Consider the following 22,986-nt stretch of genomic DNA (forward strand, 5'->3'; position numbering starts at 1 on the left):
TCCTCCTTTACCGGTTATTGTTCCGGTCATTTGAAATTTGTACCGATTTACGGTACTCAGTAGGTGTTTTCCCAGTTTGTTTACGAAAAACAAGAGAAAAGTAATTCTTGTCAAGATAACCAACTTGTTCTGCAATTTCATATGTCTTAAGAGATGTATTTGCCAAAAGAGATTGTGCTGCTTCTATTCTTTTTCTTACAATATACTCATTGCATCCTTCTCCAACCGCCTGACGAAATATTCTGGAAAGATAATTAGGAGATACATGCAGATATTCTGCAATTCCGGCCACAGACAATTCAGCAGATAGATTGTCCTTAATATATCTGGCAGCCTGTTGGGCTATCGGATTTATTATCACAGTTCCATTTTCCTGCAATAAAGTTTCCTGAATAAAATTATTTAGGCGCCTACAAGCTATTTCGGCATCAAGTCTGGTCAGATCTCTCAAAAAATTATCAAAAGATTCTTTATTCACATTCATAGAATTGTCGGGAGATTGTGTACTGTTATTTATATGATGCCAGTGAAAAAATAAAGCTATTTCACTGCATTCCTTGCGAATAATCGCAATGTCAACGTTCATTTTAGTTAAAAGATCGGTCATCTCTACAATATGCACCTGTATTTGAGAATCATCTGTCATCTTAGAAAGCTGCTGCTTTTTTTCTTCATAGATATTCTTCAATAATAATCCTGTACGAATAATATCATCCGCAATAAAAACATTTGAACTGACTGCCTGACCTTTCTTCAAAGCAGCTTTAGCTTCCTGCCAGACCGATGAGCTGCTTTCTATTTTCCCTGATTTACTGATACCTGCTTTTATTTTGACATTAAACTCACGTTTTATCAGAGTACATAGCTGATTACTGACATCAATTATATGATTTTCATCATCAATATAAAACCAGCACAAAAAAGCACACTCGGAAGCTTTATAAAATGATACACCTATATTGTTATTGTCAATCATCTGTCGGCAAAATTGCTCTATCCCATAGCATAATAAAGTATGATCTTCATTACCAACTGAGCATATATTTTCAGCTTCAAAAGCAGCCATTCTACAACCTGTAAATAATCTGGGTTCATTTTGCATCAACCATTTACGATCATCTGCAATCATATTTTTGTCATCTGTCAAATCACATATAATTTGCTCAAGCTTCATTTTATGAGCATTTTGAGCCTGTCTTTGCAATTGAAGCTCTAAATGCTTTTGTTTTTTCAATTCATCTCGATATTTTTCAACCTCCGCAACCTGACTGGCAATAACTTTTGTCAAAAGTTTTTCATCAATAGGTTTAAGCAAAAGATCTTTTACGCCCAGTTTACAACTTTGCTGCGCATATTCAAAACGATCATGACCTGTAAGCACAAGAATCCTAGGCTTATAATCGTAATCTTCAGATTGATCCGCAGACTCAATCAATTGGTGGATAAAGTGAAGACCATCCATATCGGGCATGCATATATCTGTTAGAATTATTTCAGGTCGATTCTCTTTGGCCGATACCAGAGCCTGTCTGCCGTCAGCAGCCATAAGAACCTTGCTTATATTAAGCTCTTTCCAAGGCATCATCTTACTGATGCCCTCCCTGATTATTTTTTCATCATCAACTATCAGTATTGAATACATCTATTGATTGGCCTCCTTTCCGGGGAATTCTGACAGTAGCAGTAAGACCACCAAGACTATTATTACGAAATACCAGTCCATATTGTGCTCCAAATGTCAAAATCAATCTTTGATGAACATTTTTAAGACCATAGCTTTTTGATTCATTAAAATCAGCTATATGATTAATTTCGCTGATCTGATTTGAATTCATACCTATTCCGCTATCAATAACTTCTATTGACAAAATATTATTTATACAGCTAGCTCTAACAATAATTTTGCCACGTGCATTTTTTTTGCGCAGACCATGATATATGGCATTTTCTACAAGTGGTTGAAGAGTCATTTTAGGAAGCATTGTATCCATCAGAGCTTCTGGAACCTCTTGTTTATATTCAAAAAGATCACTATAACGTATTTTTTGAATAACAAGGTAATGATCAATATGTTCAAGCTCATCTTTCAACGGAATCATATCTCGTCCTTGACTAAGACAAATTCGGTAAAAACCAGCCAAAGCTTTTACAATTGTAGATATTTCTTCCTGATTATTAACAGCAGCCAGCCAATGAATCGAATCTAAAGTATTGTATAAAAAATGAGGTTTAATCTGGGCATGTAAAGCTTTTAACTCTATTTCCTGAAGTTGCTTCTGCTCCTTAACTATTTGTTCAAGCAGCTGTCTTATCCGTGATGTCATAGTATTAAACCCGGAAGAAACTGTTGCGTATTCATTGCCATAAGGAGATAAATCAATTGTTTGATCCCAGTCACCAGCAGAAATTTTATTCATACTGTCAAGGAGTTCACCAAAAGGCTTTGTCAATTGTCGGCTGAATAATAATGCAACCAGTATGGAGACAAATATAATTGCAGCCATCGCAATGAATATTTCAAGAATCAAAATCCTGTTATCAGCCAACAAAATATTCATCGGAATCAAACCTACCAGATAAAAATCCCAGTTTCCTACATACTCATAAACAAGTAATTGATTGTCCAGTTCATAAGCACCTCTTTGTTCCAAAAAAGTTCCACCGATATCTGTAGATTGTCCAATCATATTTTTGTCGCGATGAGATAAAATACGATGCTGACTATCAACTATCATATATGTCATTTCAAAAGCACCATCACTTGAATGGTATTGTTCCGCTAACGCTGATTCCGAAATACTGATTCCCAGAGTACCAACTTTTTCTTCAACTCTGTACAGATCATTTATCTGCTGAAAAATCAAAAAACTCCAGTTATTTTTATCAAGAGGATCTGTAAGGGGACCAAAATGCTGCAAGCCTATCATTCCGTCATACAGATATGTATCCATACTTTCTTTTAGCTGTCCATCAAGAGCTCTACCGGATCTTGATGGACCAACATACACTATACGATCCGTCAGATCTTTGTGAATATACATATAGCTTAATCCGCTTTTTGTATTCTGAAAATAAGATAATGTTCTAAACACCTCATCAAATTGTCCGCTATTTTCAATCTCATTAGAATTTAAATAACTTTGAATTCTATCATCCGATAGTATGAAAGTAGAAAGTTCAAGCATCTCTGAATAGTATCTCTGCAAATTTGAAGATGACTGATGCAATTGCTGTAAGGTTTGGATAGCAGCTTGTTTTTTAACCATGTGACTAGCTTGTCTATAAGTAACTATTCCTACAAGCAAAACAGAAAAAGAAACTATTAGAATCATCATTAAAACCAGTTTATGATGCAATGACATTCGCATCAGCCAGTTCCTAAACCAAAACCTTTGCATCTTAAATCTGTTTTTCTGATTATTCATATTGCTTAGCTGCCTGCTCCATTCTTTCTGCCGCTGCAAGAGGATCAAGGATCTCCAGCACTTCTCTGCAAATTTGTTTATGCTCTTCGGCAAGTTTAGGTGATATGCTTTGGTCATACCACAGTTGTACAGAAGGAGCATCTACCGCTAACTGAACTATTTTGTTAAGCATAGGGTCACTTGGTTTAATATTCATAAGCGGCGGAATAAGATAAGCTTCCAGACGTTCCTCTACCGCCGTTTCGTCAATAAAATATCTAATAAGATCATAAGACTCCTCTTTCCACTGACTATTAGATGAAATTGAATAAAACTGATCTCCTACTGTTCCAATTATATTTTGCGGATGCCCTTTCCCTTCACTAATAATGGGGAAAGTAAAGAAATCAATTTTATCCAAATACTCGTAATGCTCATCATAAACATCAGATATTAACCAGCTGCCCGTCAGCATCATTGCGGCTTTTCCATCATACATAAGCTGCTTGCTATCACCCACATCTTCATCCAGAGTATTGGCATTATCAGGGAAAGCACCCATATCAACTAATTGTTTAAAATATTCCCAGGCTCTAATAAATTCATCCGCCGCAAACCCCTGATCAAGAGTTCTATTCTTCGCACCCTCAAATAATTCTTCACCTCCAAGCCTATCAACAAGGTACATATAGTACATTGAAGCAGGCCAGCCAGCACGATTAGCTAAAGCGAAAGGAATATAGCCATTATTTTTTAGAACAGTAATAACTTCGAGCAATTCATCCCAAGTATCAGGCGTTTGCAAATTCAGTTTTTCAAAAATTGCCTTATTATAAAAAATAAGACCTACAGCTATATTTTCCACCGGCACAGCCCAAATGCCATCTTCATATCTAACCTGATCTATAGCAGAAGGCAAAAACCTATCTATATCTTGATTCGCGTTCATCAAATCACTAAGCTCAACTACCATATCAAGTCTTGCGAATTCATTTAAGGTACTACCCGACCAAGTAGCAAAAATATCAGGCAGATTACCTGTAGCGGCTGCAGTTGCAAGTTTTTTCTTGTATGCCTCGTTAATATACAATTCTATTTCAACTTCAAACTCGGGATTGTCTTCTACAAAACGTTCCGTACTATGCTTGATAGTATCATAAACAACTCTGCGGCTTTGATTATGTGCCATTACTATTGTTTTCTTAGCCTGGGGCTGAGGATCTAAATTAATCTGTCCACCACAGCCAGTAGCAAAATAGACAGAAACAGTTACTAGTAAAAACACCCCTGCCAAACGCTTAAATAAATGGGTTCTACTTTTTTCAGAAGTTCGGGAAAAAACTATAAATATTCTTTTGCTATGGTCAGACAAATACCTGCCCTCCTGCTGAATATCACGAAATTTGCGGATTAACACTTAACATATATTGATTTTACCATGACAACCACTTTATTAGCGAAATTCTTCTGATTCAGCAAAACAAAATTTATCCTTTTACAGCACCTACCATCATTCCTTTTACCAGCTTATCCTGACCTATAATAAAAGCAATAATCATAGGCAAGGCTGTTAGAGCAAGTACAGTCATTATCATAGTAATATTTGCAGTGTACTGCCCCTGATATTCCCAGACAGCCAGAGGAAGTGTTCTATTAGCAGCTCTTTGAGTAAGAACAAGCGCAAAACTAAATTCATTCCACATATTTACACTATTATATATACCTAATGTTGCCATCCCTGGAAGAGAAAGCGGCAAAATAATCCGGAAAAAAGTCATTATTTTACCACAACCATCAATTTCAGCTGATTCTTCTATATCGGCTGGGATATCCATCATAAATCCGGTAAGAATAAAAATTGACAACGGCAAATTAAAAGCAACATATGGTCCAATCAAAGCAAAAATATTATCATAAAGACCTATTCTTTGAGTAAGAATATAAATGGGAATAAGAGTCACATGTATAGGTATAGCCATACAAGCAATTACGAGAGCATAAAGAGAGCTTCTCAATTTAAATTTCAATCTTGAGAAAACATAGGCAGATATTGCACTAATGAACAAAATCAAAACTAATGAGATAGCAACAACTATTACACTGTTTGAGAGATACCTTAAAAATCCACCCTGCAGAACTGTTTTGTAATTATCAAGATACAATCCTTCAGGCCAGGCAAAAACACCATTATTATATATTTCAAACTGCATTTTGAACGAAGACATTACCATGTAAAAGAAAGGCATACCTGCAATGACCAGCCAAAATAATGATAAGATCGCTATAATTGCATAAAGAATCATTCCCAACGGACCTATGTTAGAAATTCTACGCATGAGTTTACTCTTACCCATTATTTGTCACCTGCCCTTCTCATAATATTCATGGTTATAAGCGAAGTAACAGTAATAATCAAAAACATTGCACTTGCCACAGTCGAACCGTATCCCATCTTCATAGTTGAAAAAGCATTCTTAAACATGTAAGTTGCCATCAATTCCGTAGAACCTGAAGGCCCTCCTTCTGTCATTACATAGATAAGATCAAAATATTTAAGCGAGCCAACCATAGATAGAATAACAGCATTAATAAAAGTATTTTTTAGCATTGGCAGTGCCACTGATATAAAATATCTGCCTCTGGTAGCACCGTCTATTATAGAAGCTTCATATATTTCAACAGGTACTGAACTAAGACCAGCCAGAAAATAAACCATATAAAAAGGAATAAATTGCCAGCAAATTACCATTATTACGGCATACAAAGCAAGAGCCGGGTTTCCCAGCAAAGCAATGTTTTTGCCGCCAAACATGTTTAAAACAGCAGATACAATACCGAAAGAAGGATCATATATATATTTAAATAAGAATCCTATAGCGACTGAAGACATTAGAAGAGGCAAAAACCAAATCACCTTAAATATGTTAGCTTTTTTACCAGCCGTATCCAAGAAAAAAGCAAGGAGCATCCCTATTGGTAATTGAATTAATATAGAGAAAATAACAACTTTAAAATTGTTTGTCAAAGCTTGATGAAAACGATTATCACGAATAAGTTCTTTCCAGTTATCTAATCCTACAAATGTTTTTACCGGTGAAACACCATTCCATTCAACTAGACTTAGTCTGAATGAATCGAAAATTGAATAGAACATAAAAATACCGAGTACAAGGAATGCTGGAATAAGAAACAGCACAGCCGTACCAACAACAGATCGTTGCCGTCTGTTTAAAGGCCGCATCGATAAAGATGACATTTATAATCCCCCCAGTAATTATATTTTTTGCATAATTATACTATGCGGCAGTAAACTGCCGCATAGTCATACTTTTTTGATAAACAACCACTAAATAAATTAAGTCAAAATCAGCCAGCCAGCTCTGCAGCTTTTGCTTCCATAATCTGATTAACTTCAGCAGGTGTTTTGGTAAGTCCGAAGATTTCCTGAACTGTATCTTTGTGGAGATCGCCTAATTCTGGATGTAGATACTGATCATACCAAAGCTGATTTGTCTTTGCTTGTGTAGCAAGATCAAGAACAGTCTGCATCATAGGATCAGCTAACTGAACACCATTGATTGGAGGAATTTTACCATCAGCAATACGATCTTCAATTGCCTGTTCGTCGAGCAAATACGTTAAAGCTTTAAATGCTCCTGCTATATCTTTGCTGTTTGAAGCTATTGAATAGAAATTATCACCAACTGTACCAACGGTTCCGGAAGGATCTCCCTGACCGCCTTCAACTACAGGGAACGGGAATACGCCAAGGCTATCAATAAAATCAGGATTTTCACTATTAATGGTAGATACAATCCATGATCCCATCAATGTCATAGCAGCCTGACCTGAATACAGCAAGGCACGTGACTGACCTGAATCTTCATCAAGACCATTGAAGCCTTCGTTGAAATAATTCTTGTTAACCCATTCTTGTATTTTGTCACCAGCTTTTGTGAAGGCTTCATTTTCAAAGCTTCCGCCACTCTGACGAGTTGCAGCATTAGCAAAAACATCGGCACCGCCAATACGATCAACAAGATACATATAGTACATTGAACCTGTCCACTTAGTCATATTTGCAAGTGAGAAAGGTGTTACGCCTGCTGCGAGAAGTTTGTCAGCAGCAGCTTCCAATTCAGCCAAAGTACCTGGAACTTCTATGCCGTTATCTGCAAAAACTTCTTTATTGTAGAAGAACATTGCAACAGCAAGATTTTCTACAGGCATTGCCCAGATTTTATCCTGATATGTAGCCTGAGATATTCCGGCAGGCATGAACATATCAACATAATTACCTTCATTCATAAACTCAGTCAAATCTGCAATTTTGCCTGACTCAATATACTCGATCATAGGGCCACCAGACCAATGTGGGAAAATGTCCGGTTGTGTGTCAGAACCCAATGCAACAGTAAGTTTTGTTTTGAAAGCATCATTTTGCATAGGCTCTACAATTACTTCATACTGAGGATTGTCTGCAACGAATCGATCAATAGAATCCTGAATGATTCTTGCCTGATTTTCCTGATTTTGAATGTGCCAGAAATCTAGAACAATTTTTTCACCACTATCTGTCGTTTCATCTGTGTCGTCAGGTGCGGCCGTAGTGGTTGCTCCGTCATCTGGAGCTGCTGTTGTGGTGGTCGTTTCCGAGCCCCCGCAGGCTCCTAGGATTGTTGTCAGCATTGCTATGATTATTAACAACGCTATTCTTGACATAACTTTTCTTGACATAAAAAAACCTCCTATCATGTTTACCTGATACGATGCAGGATATTTGCATCTTGATCATTATTCTAGAAGGTTTATTTGTAATATTTAATAAAAATTTCTATCCAAATATATTATTTTTATGTCATGTGACAATAATATCAATGAAGTTCCCACTGGCAAGACAACATCTTAAACTCTGTAAAAATTGCTTCAAAACTAGATTCCCCTGGACTACAAGCATAAAATCCAAAATTTATGCTTTCAGATCCTTCAAACATATGAAAGATTCTCATCTGTTTGAAATTGACTCCATCCTCCGAATTTTCAATACAATAATCACTTTCTCTGCGGCTTAATCTATAATACATCTCTTTAACCGATGTGCTTATATCTGTGGATGCCCAGTCAGAAAAACCATTATTAGTAACAACACTGCCTAATCTTTGAAATCTGTCATTTTCAAATTCTATTGAAGCCTTCATCCAGTTATCACTGTTCTGATAGATCACTACACCGCACTGATCATACATTTTTTTACTATCGAATTGAGTTTTGACAATAAAAGAGAAAAACTTTTCATCTGTTCTCAACATTAATGCATGTGCATTGTCATTTTGAAAGCCATAATATGTCCTCTGCCAGAAATCTGATCCAGGCTCTGTTGATATAACAATTTTATCTTCACCTATTTGAAATTTTTCCGGTTTGCTATGCCACTTCAGACTTTTAACATCAAACTGCATACATATCCTCCTGCTTAATTCACAACTAACCTCTAATTTTTCAACTTCCCCAAAAAGCATTTTAGCTTTTGTTAACATGCCGCTACTAGATATAGCATCATGTTACCAGTAGTATGGGACATTATACAAGTGTATTCTTGTTACTATTATCAAATCAGAATAATTTGATATAATATTAAAGTACAGTTAAACTTTTCAGAATGTTTTCGTTGAAAATATTCTTTAGATACATTGGTTATTAGAGGGAAAGCAAGTATGAGAATTATAATATTAGATGGTTATACGCTCAACCCTGGCGATTTAAGCTGGAAAGTTTTTGACTCACTAGCAGAAGTCATTGTTTATGATCGTACACCGGATGACCTTATAATTCAAAGAATAGGCGATTCCAAAATAATACTAACAAACAAAACTTTCATCAGCAGAGAAGTAATTCGGGCTTGCCCTAATCTCGAATATATAGGAGTTCTGGCAACAGGTTATAATTCCGTGGACTTGAAAGCTGCCAGAGATTTTAACATAGATGTTACCAATGTCCCTAAATATGGAACTTCCGCAGTCGCCCAGTTCACAATTGCACTACTCCTGGAGCTATGTCACAGGGTTGGTGACCATTCCGTAAGTGTGCACAATGGCGATTGGCAAAAAAATCTAGATTTTTGTTATTGGAAATATCCGCTGACAGAATTAGCCGGCAAAAAAATGGGGATCATAGGATTTGGTAGCATAGGCCAGGCAGTAGCCAAAATTGCCTCTGCCTTTGGAATGAAAATTTTAATTTATTCTAGACAAAAAAAAATCTATTTTTCCGGAAAAAAATTCAAACAAGTGGGCCTAGTGGAACTGTTTTCTAAATCTGACGTAATATCTTTACATTGCCCTCTTACTCCAGACACTTCTAATCTTATAGACAGTCAAGCAATTAGTTTAATGAAAAAAACTGCCTATCTCATAAACACCTCAAGGGGTGCTCTTATTAATGAGAAAGCATTAGCCGACGCCCTTAATTCAGATAGAATCGCCGGCGCAGCTTTAGATGTGGTATCGGAGGAACCAATTCTGCCTGACAATCCTTTACTCCAGGCAAAAAATTGTATCATTACACCTCATATTGCCTGGGCGCCTAAAGAAGCAAGAGCAAAACTGATGAAAATAGCATTTGATAACCTCTCTGCCTGGTTATCAGGAAAACCTATAAATATTGTGAGCAAATAGAGCCTTGTCACTTAAGCAACGAAGTTTTTTCTTTTAGATCTGCATGTACCATTCAATAAACCGTTGAGCTATAATCAAATCAAAAGCTTTATAAAAAATCAACAGTGAAGAAAGGAAGAATGTGCTATGGGTAAAACAGTTAAACAAGTCGAACTAAACAATGGTGTCAATATTCCTTCTGTAGGACTTGGAGTTTTTCAGGTAGAACCAGGCAAAGAAACCGAGCAAGTTGTCAATTGGGGATTAGAAGCTGGTTATCGCCATATTGATACAGCCAAAATATACGGAAACGAAAAAAGTGTAGGTAATGCAATTAAAACAAGTTTAATTCCCAGAGAAGAACTTTTCATAACTACAAAACTTTGGAATGCAGATATAAGAGCAGGTAAAGTCAGGGAGGCTTTTGAAAAAAGTTTAGATAGACTGGATCTTGAATACGTTGATCTTTATTTGATTCATTGGCCTGCACAAGGATACTCCAAAGCATGGTCAGAAATGGAAAAGTTGTATCATGAAAAAAGAATAAGAGCTATAGGTGTAAGCAATTTCAACATTCATCACCTGAACACGCTGATGATGACAGCTGAGATTACTCCTGCAGTTAATCAAATCGAATGCCATCCTTTGCTAACACAAACTGAACTGCGTACTTTCTGCTTAGAAAATGATATCGCATGCGAAGCATGGAGTCCTTTGGGAGGAACAGGAGGTAATCTGCTGAAAAATGAAACGCTTATTCAGTTATCAAAAAAATACAGCAGATCACCCGCACAAATAGTATTAAGATGGAATGTTCAAAGCAATATGATCACATTGCCAAAATCGATTAACAGGGATCGCATAGTTTCAAACATTGATATATTTGATTTCACCCTTGAATCAGACGATATGGTTATCATCAACGGATTAAATCAAAATAAAAGAGTTGGACCGGATCCGGATAATTTTGATTTTTAATTTATAAGCGACTCAGCAATATAGGTAAAAATAACGCCAATTCCATGTGCACCTGCATCTGGATAGCCGATACTTCTTTCCCCAACAGTTCCTGCCCGGCCCATTTTTGCTGTTATTTTTTCTGTGTTTTTTGCACCAATCACAGCCGCCTGGGCGCCACGCAAGAAAGCTTCTTTAAAAGTTAAGCACGAATTAACGCTTTCAGCCCAGGCTTCTGCACATGGAATAAGGGCATCAATAATTGTCTTGTCGCCTACAACGGCACCCCTGCCAAAAGATCTTTCTCCTGTAGACTGTATAGCATCTATCGCCGAAATAAGCATTTGATAAAATTCTGGAAGAGTAATTTCTTTTTTACCTTCTACTTTTTGGGATGCAGCTCTAAAAGCAGAACCCCATAGAGGACCTGTCGCTCCACCACAGTATTCCATTATAATTAGTGAACAAGCAGATAAAAATTTACCGGCATCGTTTGAACTATTATCTACAATCTGAGGCAATTCCTGCTTCAAAATTCGAAATCCTTTGGCAAGACTCATGCCAAAATCACCATCTCCTGCGTGTGAATCCAACTCGCAAAATTCGACTTCTTTTTGCAAAATAATTTCCGTCATTTTGTATACTATGTAAACCAAATTATTAAAAGTTAGATTCTCAATAATTTTAGGGTCACCTTGAAAATATTTTTTTTGAGTAAACTCTTTGATTTGAATTTCATTCTTCTTTAAAAAGCTAGCTTGCAAAGCTTTTTGACCATCAAAAACCAAAGAAGGGGTGCGGCACTCATAATCCAACAAATCTTTAAGTTCTTCATCCAACAACAACACAGAAACAGAAGCACCTGCCATATCAATACTTGTCATATAATTACCAACAAGACATCTGTACACTTGACAGTCATACTCTGCTAAACATTCCATAACTGAATTATTTAACAAATACAATTCTTGTAGGGGAGTCGCTCCAAAACCATTAATAATTACGGCAAACTCTTTTTCAGAATAGTTTGTCAGATTAAAATCTTTCAAAACTGCTTCAATCATCATTGCAGCCAATTCTTTTGCTGATTTCATTTTTTCACGGCGCACACCTGGTTCTCCATGAATACCCACTCCATATTCAATTTCGTCATTATTCAACTTAAAAGTGGGCGTCCCCTTGGCAGGAACTGTGCATGAATCAAGAGCAAAACCGATACTTCTGACATTATCTGCTGTTTTTTGAGCTATTCTTTTTACCTGTGCAAGATTTTCACCCTTTTGCGCAGCAGCACCGGCTATTTTATGCACAAAAACAGTTCCGGCTACCCCTCTTCTTCCTACAGTATATAAACTATCTTCAACAGCTACATCATCCTCAACTTTTACATAATCAACATCCATACCGTCTTCAATGGCAAGGGCAGCTGCATTTTTAAAATTCATTACGTCTCCGCTATAATTTTTAATTATGAGCAAAGTTCCTTTTTCGGATTCATTTTCCTTTATCGCCTTATACACCTGAATTTGAGATGGTGAGGCAAAAACATCTCCACATACAGCTGCATCAAGCATCCCTTTTCCTACAAAGCCTCCATGCGAAGGTTCATGTCCGCTTCCACCGCCACTTATAAGTATGACTTTATTTCTGTCCGGTTCCTTTTTTGCTATTATTTTATATTTTTCATTGAAACTAAGCTCTGGATTTGCTATTACAAATCCTTTGCACATTTCGACAACAATATCATTTATTTCATTAATAATTTTTTTCATTTGTTTACCTCTGCTGTTTATATTCAGAGCCTAATTTATCTGCCACTAGAATCGCAGCTGCAACATCATTTAAACTTACAGGAAATGGCATTGAATATATTGACTCTTCAGGGATGCAGGCTTTTGCTGCAACTGCTTTCAGTTCATCATCTGAAATAGTATCAATTCCAATATCTGCAAGACAAACGGGAAGTCCTATGTCACAGCAAAAATCAAGAAGTTCATTGATTTCAGTTACAGGGGCATTTTCAAGTACAAGCTGCACTAATGTACCAAATGCAACTTTTTCGCCATGGAAATATTTGTGTGTACCCTCCAGAATAGTCAAGCCGTCATGAATGGCATGTGCTCCGGCAAGTCCACCACTTTCAAAGCCAAGACCAGACAATAAAATGTTAGCTTCTATAATGTTTTCTAAAGCTGTTGTGACCCGATTTAATTCACAAGCTTTTTTTGCTTTCAAACCATCTTTCAATAATGTTTGATAACAAAGTTCAGCTAAAGCGAATGCAGTATTAGTTCCTTTGGCTGAGTCTGTGTATCCTTCTCTGAAACCACAAGGTAATCCCGCATTAACATTAGAATAAGAATTTTTTGTTGCTCTGGCTTCAAAATAGGTAGATAGTGCATCTCCCATTCCAGAAATTAAAAATCTTACAGGGGCATTTGCTATAACGCTTGTATCAACCAGCACAACATCTGGGCTTTGCTTAAAATATGCATAATCATCAAAAGCACCTTCTTCTGTATATATGACTGCAGAATGGCTTGTGGGTGCATCGGTAGCAGCAATTGTAGGAACAATTATCAACGCTTCTCCTTCAGCAACACATTTGGCTGTATCAATGGCTTTTCCGCCTCCAAGTCCGATTGTAGATCTGCAATTTTTTTCTGCCGCCAATTTTTGTAAACGTGTTATTTCTTGCCTGGAACATTCACCTCTAAAATCGCTTTCAAGAAATTTAACGCCGAATTTTTCCGCTGTTGCATCAAGTTTGCTTTTTACTCTCCGGACATCATCCGGATGTGCTATCAACAAAGCAGTTTCCCCAAATGTTTTTACAAAATAACCTAGATTCAGTATTTCATCTTCTCCCTGAACATACTTAGAGGGACTTATAAAAGCTTTTCTCATAATTGTTCTCCGTTCATCAATGTTTCACAGCCTCAACTTAACCAAAAATTGAGGCTGTGATTTTTTCAATAAAGTCTGACTTCTCAGATTTTTTATGATGCAAAACTTTTTAGATGTCCTGATAAGTCAGACATTTATCTGCAAATTACCTTTTTACCTTAATGAAATATTTTGCAGTAAAAGCTCCGGCTGCAAGAATAATTAGCATGATCATCACAACAATATTGTTTGCTGCCTGTTCTCCTGTTTTTGGAAGCATTTCAGGGGTTGCCTGAATAACACCAAAAGTTGAGAAACTGCTCACAGTAAATGTCATTTGACCATCTTGTATTTCCACAGGGATGATTTCAACACTACCATCAGGCAAAATATGTACAATATATGTGTTGTTAGGATCATACCCTGACGGAACAGACATGGTAATCGTTACGCTTGTCCCTTCCTTAGGTTGTACCTTTACATTTCCTTCTGCTGTGAAAGCACTAATATCAAACAATAGGATTTTCTGATATGCTATTTCAGCATTTTCCAAAGCAGCAATAGCAGTCAGCCATTCGTCAGAATTTGAAGCAATTTGATTAACTTGTAAATAAACTTCCTGATCGAAAGCTTCCTTATTAGCCCTTGCAATAAAAGGAATGCTGCTTTTGTTTCTTACTTCTATCGCTTTTTCATTTGCTCCTATTATTTGAACAGGATCTGTAGGATATAAAGTTCTGTCAATAGTTTCTACCTGTTCTCCATTATCCGGGATAGATGTGTCAGTTTCGGCAGGATTCTCAATTCCCGGATTTGCAGGTGCTGTTGGCTTAGGATCTGTTGGCTTAGGATCTGTCGGCTTAGGATCTGTCGGCTTAGGATCTGTCGGATCAGGTGTGATTTGATCCGCAGCAACATTTATTTCTTCTAAAACCCTCGTATCATCAAGTACTGTAGCAATAAGTTTTATTTTGTACGCTTTTGTGAGATCAAATGCTGGATCTTTTATAACATGTGTTTCTTCAATATCAACAGCTGTTTTTGAGCCTATATAATCAATATTTTGATAGACAATTTCTTCGTTTTGCTCAATCTGTAACTGAACAGGAATAATAAGATCAGGATTTGAATTTATTGTGTAGGTAGATTCAGGAACATAATCAAGATAATTTGCAATTTCTTCTTTTATTTCAATAGAGTATTTCAAATCTAAAGTTGAGTCTTTTTCTTTTGAACTCAAACTTCCATCTAAAATATCACCAGGTGCTTCAGGATTATACATTCTATCATTGACATATTTAAAAGCTTCACCAAAAATCGGCAGATAGAAAATACTATCATGACCACCATTATCAATATAAAGATAATGATTAACATCTTTATTAAAGAACAGTCTGCTTAGCTCACCAGCTACGCCATAGAATCTATAAACATCCTGATTACCACTAGACATATAGATTGAATAACGATCAAGGTATTCTTTAGATAATCCTGATAACATTGTAGGAATACTATTATAAGACAAGGCTCCGTAAAAACTTATTGCACCACTAAACAAATTAGGATTTGCAAAGCCTATTCCAAAGGATCCGGCGCCACCCATGGAATTACCTGCAGTAAATCTAAATCTTGCATCCTGAATTGTTCTGTATCTGACGTCTATGGTAGGAACAAGATCCTCTGTTATCATGTCGGCATAGTCTCCACGCCACCAGCTTGTTCTTGTGGGATCATCCGGCATAACGACTATCATATCTCGCAAATTGCCATTAGCAATATATTCATCAAATATCTTATCTACTTTGTCAATCTCATAAGTTGTACTCTGACTATTAATGCCGTGGAAAAGATATGCTGTGGGATAATGTTTACCAGAATTTTCAGGATCAAAATATCCTTCTGGCAGGTAAACACGCATTGTCAACTCGCGCATTGTACTATTTATTGCATCAGACATATAGGAGTCAAGGAAAAATCTTGATTTATCACCTGTCTGGAGAATATAGCTACTGAAATCAGTGTAATAATCTATGATTTCATCTTCGAAAATAGTAACAGTTTCTCCTTGCAAATCTTTACCGGTTATTTTCCTCATCGCCTGATAAACAAGTGATGATCCATCAACAAACACCCCTGCTGCTGAGTCTGTAATATTTATGTCTGAATAGTTTTCCATCCACCCGGTAACAACTTCAATTTTCCGATCGGCATCATATCCTGAATGGAAAAAATCTTTGCTAAGAGTTTCTCTATACCCTTTTATATCCTCATTTACAATAAAATCTATTTGCTGCGCCACAAGATCAGCTAGTCTGGTGGCATCTTCGGAAGAGGCGTAAACAGAAGGCTTTCCAATCGCTTTATTGTAAGCAGCCTTTGAGTAAATGCCGACAGGGCCTTCGTACCAGCCGCCACCGCCGCTGGAATTACACATTCTTACAGCAATTACATTTTTTCCACCGTAATTCAAAAAATCAGAATCAAGATCATAAACACAATCAACATCCCATGGATTAGATCCATCATAAACACCTACAGGTGTTGATGCATATGTAAAACCAGTCGAACCTACAAAATTACCGTTAACAAAAACCTGATTAGCTTCATCAAATTTACCTACAGCCATAAGCAGATTATCTTTGGGAAAATCTTCATCAAGATCAAATTCTCTAACATACCATGCATATGTTGCACGATTTGCATTGCCGCCTAAAGACTGAGCAAAATCTGCTGTCCACCACCCTAAAGCAGGTTGAACAACTTCCCATTGGTTGTATACATCATTAGTAATATTTTCTATTCTATCTAGATCTATAATTGCAGAAGAAGAATATAATTTGTATGCATCAAAATGCCAGTCTCCCATAAGATCAACAAGCTTATCTTCGTCGGCTTCTCCTGTGTCTTGAACTCTAACTAATGATCTGGTCGCAAGTTCAGATTTGTAGCCCAGATATTCTGCTGTAACTACCACATTAGTGTTTATACCAGATGCCATTTTAGTTCTTTCAAGACCTATTTCTAACTTATTTGCAACATCTATGCTGCCAGGTGTTATGGTCATCGTTTTGGTATCTAAAAGATTGCCTGATTGGGGGTCTACCATTTGTACTGACAGTTTCACTTTGGGAATAGAATCAGAAAAGTTTTCAATCGCACTATTTAATGTTAAATTTACTCCAGTGTTGATTGTACTTATATTTGAGGTAACAGCTTGTGGACTAACTGTTATCTGGCTGCTAATAATATTTCTTGTAAAATATTTACTAAAACGGTTAAAAGACCTTTCTAAAGAAGAAAGATAAAAATCGCTGTCTGCTTTGCCTTCACGAATTGAGTATTCTGCATTAGAAAGATTTCTACTTATTTTGTTCATCATAGCGTTACCTATATCTGAACTTGAACCAGTAGCACTTGTAGCAGCCTCAGAATTAGGTGCATCTAAATAGTAATATTTTGTCCTCATATTGGTAGCACTTACTGCATTAACAGAGCTTAATACCGATCCCTTTGAAACCCAGGGATTATTGGTAAAATTGCCCATATGACTACCAACAGCTGTAAAATGAGCACCTGTGGTTGTGCGCTCTATCATACCTGCTGCAAAAGCCATATAACCACCTGTACCAACACCAAGGATACCTCTGAAAGAAGCAGAATTAATGGTATTATATTTACTGTCTACATCTGAAACCAGATCAGACATAAGCAAAGAAAAATCATCTGTTGCTTTGTATTCTGGCATTATTACAATATATTCCAGAGATATGTCCTTCGATATTATTTCATCAATTCTATTTTTTATGCCATCATTGATATAGCGATTTGCCGAAAATCCATCTTCAGGCATTAGATAAATTGTCGGATATCTTTTTGATGTATCGGCTGAATTGTATGAAGGTGGCAAATAAACCTTATATGAATTCGCTTCTCCATATGTTTGTGTTTCAATAGCTGAACTGGCAGCAGTAACTGCTACACCTGTAAGAACAGGCAAACAAGTAGCTGCCAGTAAAACAATCGCTATCATTAGTGATATTATTTTTTTCATTTCTTACCTCCTGATTTTTGATAAATTCTGTCAAATGATGCTTTTCATACCCTATGATCTGACTTTTTTAAGTTCTACTTTTCATTTTTCTTCTAAAATCAGACACAGAAAACCTGCAGATACCTAAATCACCTCCTTCTTTTCTAAAGCGGGAAATCACTGTATCTGTTAAAGACAACTCAGCCATTATTTTTTATCAATATTTAATGAGGCTTATGTAAAACTCAGCTTTATTTTTTCCTTCTAAATAGCATCTGAAATCAGGATGTGCATGTGCACCCCATGAATCATCACCGCCTACACCACATTGCTTATTTAGAATTCTTACAAATGTATGTGAATGTTTTGGTAGTTCATCATAATGACCGGCATTTTCAAGTTCATGTGAAGAAAAAGGTAAAACAGATGCCTCAAAAAATTCTTTTGCGAAAATTCGTATACCTTTACCCTCATCATTTATGATATCCAGCCATCTGAGTTTATTCTTGTTTCCGCATTCCTGTGGTCTGGCATAAGGAATATACTGTTCTTCAACTTTTTGATGAGCCAATCCTATACGGCAGCAATTTTGACGGTCTATATACGCTTCATTAGCAGTATTTCCATACCATCTTATAAATTTGTATTGTGGCGGCATGGAAAAGGAAAAACCAAAGCAAGGAACATCATCATCCACATTTAATTCAAGAGATATTTTTACCATATCTTTTTGATAGAAACTGTAATTTATTATTGCAGTTTTTTCTACACCTGCCAGCTTAACTAGCGAATTTATTTTATTATAATGGTCGTCAAAAAAGCTCTTTTCACAATGCTGATATAAAGAAGCGGTTTTCCACTTGGCCCAGATCAAGTGCATCCCTGCCCCAATATCATTGTCTGTTGGTGCTCTCCAAAATTCCGGTTTTATTTCATGATCTATAATGTCTCCCCATGAAGTATTCCATGAAGATATTTTTCCTGTGATTTTTGAAACAAGGCTATGGCTTTCCTTCATTTGAATACCAAAGTGACAGTCTCCATTAATTATTTGAGCTGATTCTGAAGAAACATCTAAAAAACAGCTTTCATTAGGAGTTAACACAAGTTGATCAAAGCAAATTTCATGTCCTTTTCTTGCCCATATCCAATCTTCTTTCAAATGTGCGGAACATTCAACAATGATTTCTGCCGTACCGTCAAAATCTACTTTTATAGGATATATAGCTTGAGACAAAGGACTGATAACCAAAGAAAATTTTTCGCTTTTTATAGTTTTCCCGTTTTTAAGAATTTTCACTTTAAATTCATAAATCGATGTATCTGTAAAAAGATTTTTATTTACAATAGTTATTTTTTCGCTTTCGCATTTTATTTTCACTGGTGAAAATAAAAATTTTGCTTCAGCAAGTTTAGGTGATGGTTTACGGTCAGCAAATATAAGTCCATTTGCACAAAAATATCCATCACTTGGTTTTGCAAAGGCTGCCCCTGTATAAAGATATCTACTATCCTGATATTTTTTTTCATTTTTCAGAGCTGCAATTTCTACACCAATATCATCATTTATACTCTGATTATATTCTATACACTGATCAATCCAATCCCATACAAAGCCGCCTTGGTACTGATCATATTCATCTTCAAGCTCCGTATATAATTGCACCCCGCCAAATGAATTACCCATTGCATGGGCAAACTCGCAGGATATATATGGTTTTGTTGGATTGTTTTGCAAATATGTTTTTATTTCTTCAGCACTTGCATACATTCTACTTTCAAAATCACTTGTATCTGGATATCTGTTATCATGGACTATTCCCTCGTAATGAACCGGCCTTGAGGGATCATTGGTTCTAAAAAAAGCTGCTACTTCAGATAATATACTTCCACCATAACTTTCATTACCACATGACCAAGCAATTACACATGTATGATTCTTATCCCTTTCGTACATAGAAGATGCTCTGTCCATTACCGCAGCCTTCCATTCCTGCTTATCTCCTGGCAAATTTATATCTCTTTTTATAACTTCGCTCATCACCATCCATGTGCCATGTGTTTCCAGATTGGTTTCATCTATAACATAGAGTCCGTACTTATCACAAAAATCATAAAATGCACTTGTATTTGGGTAGTGCGAAGTTCTTACTGCATTAATATTATTTTGCTTCATCAAGATAATATCTGTTTCAATATCTTTGGGACTGATAACTCTGCCAGATTGGTGATTAAATTCATGTCGGTTTACGCCTCTGAAAACTAGTCTTTTCCCGTTTAGAAATAGTATTTTATCTTTAATTATAATTTCTCTAAACCCTATACTCATACTGACTTGTTGACTTATTTCCCGATCACTGCCAATTAACGCTACTTCCAATCGATATAAATATGGTTTTTCCGCACTCCACAAAATAGGATTGAGGATACTGGATTTAAAACTAATACGTTCAGAGATTATTCTTTTATCTGCCTTAATTATTTCATTATTATCTTGATCGATCAGTTTGATTTGCAAATATGTGTCTTCTTTATATTTGTTGATTAACACTTCTGCAGCCAAATCTACTCGCTGGTATTTATCTGAAAAATTATAACTGATACTTACATCAGAAATGTTTCTGTGAGGCATTGAAATAATACTTACATCTCTGAAAATCCCAGAAAAACGCCAGAAATCCTGATCTTCCAACCAGCTGCCACTACAAAATCTTGGAACCACAACTTCAAGCACATTGGTACCTTCAAATATAAAGTCACTTATATCAAATTCTGCGGGCGTAAAACTATCTTCACTATATCCTACAAAATTACCATTTATCCATAATAGCAAACAACTCTCTACACCGTCGAAGCGTATTCTTGTTACAGCCTGATCATATTTTTTTTCATAATCAAATTTTCTAACATATAGAGCAGTTATATTTTTTTGGGGAATTTGTGGTGGTTCTATATTTTCCAGTCCATCCCAAGGATACATTGTATTTACATACTGCAAATCCCCGTAACCCTGCATTTGAATATGAGCAGGAACTATAATTTTCTCATACACTCTTTTCTCGGATTGCTCAATCACGTCAGCTATAGCAGATTCCGGATCAGAATAACAGCACAAATCCCATGTGCCATTTAGTAATTTGCAAAATGCTCCCTTATCGATATTAAAATCTGAATGAGCAGAAACTCTATTAATTTCAAAAACAGTAGGGTCATTAATAAATTTCAAATAATCTTTTTTAGTTAATTTTTCCATCTTTTTCATTTTTACCAGTCCTTATTGTTTTACAGAGCCAAGCATGCCTTGCACAAACTGCTTCTGGAATGCAAAAAATATTGTAGCTACCGGCAAAGTTGCCAGAACAATAGCACACATTATGACACCATATTCAGGTGTATAAGATGAAGACATAGCTGATATTAAAAGTGTTGTTGTTCTCTTGTCATTCGTCTGCAAAACTATTAAAGGCCAAAGATATAAGTTCCAGCTTGTCAGAAAAGAATATATAGCTGCGGCATAATAAGTCGATTTCATGCTAGGCATAAAAACAGTAAAATATATCGCCATTTCTGATGCGCCATCTATTCTAGCCGCCTGAAGAATTTCAACAGGGAAAGCAGCAAAGCTTTGCCGAAAAAAGAAGACCATAAAAGCAGAGCTTACCGAAACAATAATTATTGCAAGATGGCTATTAATTAATTTAAACCTTACAATTATCTGAAATAAAGGTATCATTAACGCCGCAAAAGGAATCATCATTGTAGCCAGCATAAATCCATAAACTTTTTCCTTTATTCTAGTAGAGTAAAACTGAAAACCAAAGCCGGCCATTCCAGCAAAAAGAAGAATCAATACTACACTGGACACTGTTACTTTGAATGAGTTGTAAAGAATCCTAGGCATATCATAATCTGTAAAAAGTTTCACCATATTCTCTCTGAAATATGGACCAAAGGTCATTTTACCGGCAATAATATCTACAGCACTGTTAGTTGTCCCGATAATCATCCATAAGAATGGAAAAATAGAAAGAAATGATACAATTATTAAAAACAAATATAGAAAAACTCTTCCAATACGTATTTTCTTCATATTCTTTCACTCCTTTTTTTCTTTTTCAATTCCTTTTCAAATCTTTTGGCCATTCTAATGTCTCTATCTTCACTTAATTTAAACTGTATAATTGTTAGGACTGCAATAATGATCATTACTGCATAAGAAAGAGAAGCAGCATAGCCAAAGTTAGGAGTGTATTTGAAACTTACATTATATATATACACACTCAAAGTTAGAAATACATTGGCAGGGCCTACGGTTGCAGAAGTAACACCACTGTGCGAAAGGTTCATAGGTTCATCAAATAGCTGTACCGTTCCTATTGTAGACATGATAGCAGTAAACAAAATCATTGGCTTTAAACTTGGTAAAGTTATCTTAAAAAAAGTCTGGATTTTGCCTGCGCCATCTACTTCGGCAGCCTCATAAACATCGTTGGAAATATTCTGCATGGCAGATAGATAAAAAACCATGTTATAACCTGTCCAACGCCAAATCATTGCTATTATAAGTACAATAACTGCCAGATTTGGTTTTGTAAGCCATTCAAGAGGATTTGAAATAATGCCGATCTCAAGCAAAAATTTATTTATCAAACCGTCATAGGAAAAAAGCATTTTGAATAGTACGGTATAGGAAATAAGAGAAGTTACTGCCGGAAGGAATATGGCAGTGCGAAAAAAGCCTTTAAATTTCAACTTCTTGTCATTTAATATAGTTGCCAGTATCAAAGCTATCGTCAACATTATGGGAACCTGTATCAGGAAAAGTCGAAAAGTATTTTTCAGAGCCAGAAAAAACATCGGATCACTAATCATTCTTTGAAAATTTTTCAATCCAACAAATTCTGTAACGATACCTTTAGTAGATGTTAGTGATAAATATAGTGAATAAAGCATGGGATAAACAAGAAGTGCCAGTAAGAATAAAATGATAGGTATTATAAATATCCATCCGGCTCTCTTTAATTTTTTTTCCATCAGGACAAGCTCCTTTTATCGT

15 protein-coding genes are annotated in these 22,986 nt (G+C 36.0%); 2 read left to right on the forward strand and 13 right to left on the reverse strand.

Annotated features, from left to right (window positions below; genetic code table 11):
- Positions 1–7: 7 nt before the first annotated feature.
- The 7 genes from AC0KSB_RS03450 to AC0KSB_RS03480 form a co-directional block, all read right to left on the reverse strand.
- Positions 8–1,642: a response regulator transcription factor gene (locus AC0KSB_RS03450; protein ID WP_472306754.1), complete on the reverse strand. Its 1,635-nt coding sequence runs from the start codon at positions 1,640–1,642 to the stop codon at positions 8–10.
- Positions 1,620–3,425 (reverse strand): cache domain-containing sensor histidine kinase, encoded by a 1,806-nt coding sequence (locus AC0KSB_RS03455; RefSeq protein WP_472306756.1) that lies wholly within the window; start codon positions 3,423–3,425, stop codon positions 1,620–1,622. Before AC0KSB_RS03455 ends, AC0KSB_RS03450 begins: the two co-directional genes overlap by 23 nt.
- On the reverse strand, positions 3,418–4,776 hold the full coding sequence (locus AC0KSB_RS03460) for an ABC transporter substrate-binding protein (protein WP_472306758.1): 1,359 nt from the start codon (positions 4,774–4,776) through the stop codon (positions 3,418–3,420). Before AC0KSB_RS03460 ends, AC0KSB_RS03455 begins: the two co-directional genes overlap by 8 nt.
- A 115-nt stretch (positions 4,777–4,891) precedes the next feature.
- Positions 4,892–5,758, reverse strand: coding sequence for a carbohydrate ABC transporter permease (locus AC0KSB_RS03465; protein ID WP_472306760.1), 867 nt, complete (start codon positions 5,756–5,758; stop codon positions 4,892–4,894).
- Complete coding sequence (locus tag AC0KSB_RS03470) at positions 5,758–6,660, reverse strand: carbohydrate ABC transporter permease (protein WP_472306762.1); 903 nt, start codon at positions 6,658–6,660, stop codon at positions 5,758–5,760. The genes AC0KSB_RS03465 and AC0KSB_RS03470 overlap by 1 nt, the downstream gene beginning before the upstream one ends.
- Before the next feature lie 110 nt (positions 6,661–6,770).
- On the reverse strand, positions 6,771–8,141 hold the full coding sequence (locus AC0KSB_RS03475) for an extracellular solute-binding protein (protein ID WP_472306764.1): 1,371 nt from the start codon (positions 8,139–8,141) through the stop codon (positions 6,771–6,773).
- 137 nt (positions 8,142–8,278) lie between these two features.
- Positions 8,279–8,863, reverse strand: coding sequence for a DUF1349 domain-containing protein (locus AC0KSB_RS03480; protein WP_472306766.1), 585 nt, complete (start codon positions 8,861–8,863; stop codon positions 8,279–8,281).
- Positions 8,864–9,118: 255 nt separating this feature from the next.
- On the opposite strand from AC0KSB_RS03480, the gene AC0KSB_RS03485 reads away from it, so the two are divergent.
- Positions 9,119–10,078 carry a D-2-hydroxyacid dehydrogenase gene (locus tag AC0KSB_RS03485; protein ID WP_472306768.1) on the forward strand — a complete coding sequence of 320 codons (960 nt, stop codon included), beginning with the start codon at positions 9,119–9,121 and terminating at the stop codon, positions 10,076–10,078.
- Between the two features lie 126 nt (positions 10,079–10,204).
- Entirely contained in the window at positions 10,205–11,035 is an 831-nt protein-coding gene (locus tag AC0KSB_RS03490; protein ID WP_472306770.1) for an aldo/keto reductase, read from the forward strand.
- Here AC0KSB_RS03490 and dhaK read toward each other — a convergent pair.
- The 6 genes from dhaK to AC0KSB_RS03520 form a co-directional block, all read right to left on the reverse strand.
- Entirely contained in the window at positions 11,032–12,786 is a 1,755-nt protein-coding gene (gene dhaK, locus AC0KSB_RS03495; RefSeq protein WP_472306772.1) for a dihydroxyacetone kinase subunit DhaK, read from the reverse strand. The genes AC0KSB_RS03490 and dhaK overlap by 4 nt on opposite strands.
- 4 nt (positions 12,787–12,790) lie before the next feature.
- Positions 12,791–13,921, reverse strand: coding sequence for a glycerol dehydrogenase (locus AC0KSB_RS03500; RefSeq protein WP_472306774.1), 1,131 nt, complete (start codon positions 13,919–13,921; stop codon positions 12,791–12,793).
- 145 nt (positions 13,922–14,066) lie between these two features.
- Entirely contained in the window at positions 14,067–17,951 is a 3,885-nt protein-coding gene (locus tag AC0KSB_RS03505; protein WP_472306776.1) for an alpha/beta hydrolase-fold protein, read from the reverse strand.
- Between the two features lie 196 nt (positions 17,952–18,147).
- Positions 18,148–21,192, reverse strand: a complete 3,045-nt coding sequence (lacZ, locus tag AC0KSB_RS03510) for a beta-galactosidase, LacZ type (protein ID WP_472306778.1) — start codon at positions 21,190–21,192, stop codon at positions 18,148–18,150.
- Between the two features lie 12 nt (positions 21,193–21,204).
- The gene (locus tag AC0KSB_RS03515; protein WP_472306780.1) at positions 21,205–22,020 is read right to left on the reverse strand and encodes a carbohydrate ABC transporter permease; all 816 of its coding nucleotides are present in this window, start codon (positions 22,018–22,020) and stop codon (positions 21,205–21,207) included.
- The gene (locus AC0KSB_RS03520; RefSeq protein WP_472306782.1) at positions 22,017–22,964 is read right to left on the reverse strand and encodes a carbohydrate ABC transporter permease; all 948 of its coding nucleotides are present in this window, start codon (positions 22,962–22,964) and stop codon (positions 22,017–22,019) included. The genes AC0KSB_RS03515 and AC0KSB_RS03520 overlap by 4 nt, the downstream gene beginning before the upstream one ends.
- Between the last annotated feature and the right edge of the window lie 22 nt (positions 22,965–22,986).

It is taken from the genome of Ercella succinigenes (assembly GCF_900002895.1).

Coding starts and splice junctions, on each gene's coding strand:
- AC0KSB_RS03465 (WP_472306760.1), bottom strand. CDS start 5,758: ATGGGTAAGAGTAAACTCATGCGTAGAATTTCTAACATAGGTCCGTTG.
- AC0KSB_RS03450 (WP_472306754.1), bottom strand. CDS start 1,642: ATGTATTCAATACTGATAGTTGATGATGAAAAAATAATCAGGGAGGGC.
- dhaK (WP_472306772.1), bottom strand. CDS start 12,786: ATGAAAAAAATTATTAATGAAATAAATGATATTGTTGTCGAAATGTGC.
- lacZ (WP_472306778.1), bottom strand. CDS start 21,192: ATGAAAAAGATGGAAAAATTAACTAAAAAAGATTATTTGAAATTTATT.
- AC0KSB_RS03475 (WP_472306764.1), bottom strand. CDS start 8,141: ATGTCAAGAAAAGTTATGTCAAGAATAGCGTTGTTAATAATCATAGCA.
- AC0KSB_RS03500 (WP_472306774.1), bottom strand. CDS start 13,921: ATGAGAAAAGCTTTTATAAGTCCCTCTAAGTATGTTCAGGGAGAAGAT.
- AC0KSB_RS03455 (WP_472306756.1), bottom strand. CDS start 3,425: ATGAATAATCAGAAAAACAGATTTAAGATGCAAAGGTTTTGGTTTAGG.
- AC0KSB_RS03490 (WP_472306770.1), top strand. CDS start 10,205: ATGGGTAAAACAGTTAAACAAGTCGAACTAAACAATGGTGTCAATATT.
- AC0KSB_RS03480 (WP_472306766.1), bottom strand. CDS start 8,863: ATGCAGTTTGATGTTAAAAGTCTGAAGTGGCATAGCAAACCGGAAAAA.
- AC0KSB_RS03505 (WP_472306776.1), bottom strand. CDS start 17,951: ATGAAAAAAATAATATCACTAATGATAGCGATTGTTTTACTGGCAGCT.
- AC0KSB_RS03520 (WP_472306782.1), bottom strand. CDS start 22,964: ATGGAAAAAAAATTAAAGAGAGCCGGATGGATATTTATAATACCTATC.
- AC0KSB_RS03470 (WP_472306762.1), bottom strand. CDS start 6,660: ATGTCATCTTTATCGATGCGGCCTTTAAACAGACGGCAACGATCTGTT.
- AC0KSB_RS03485 (WP_472306768.1), top strand. CDS start 9,119: ATGAGAATTATAATATTAGATGGTTATACGCTCAACCCTGGCGATTTA.
- AC0KSB_RS03515 (WP_472306780.1), bottom strand. CDS start 22,020: ATGAAGAAAATACGTATTGGAAGAGTTTTTCTATATTTGTTTTTAATA.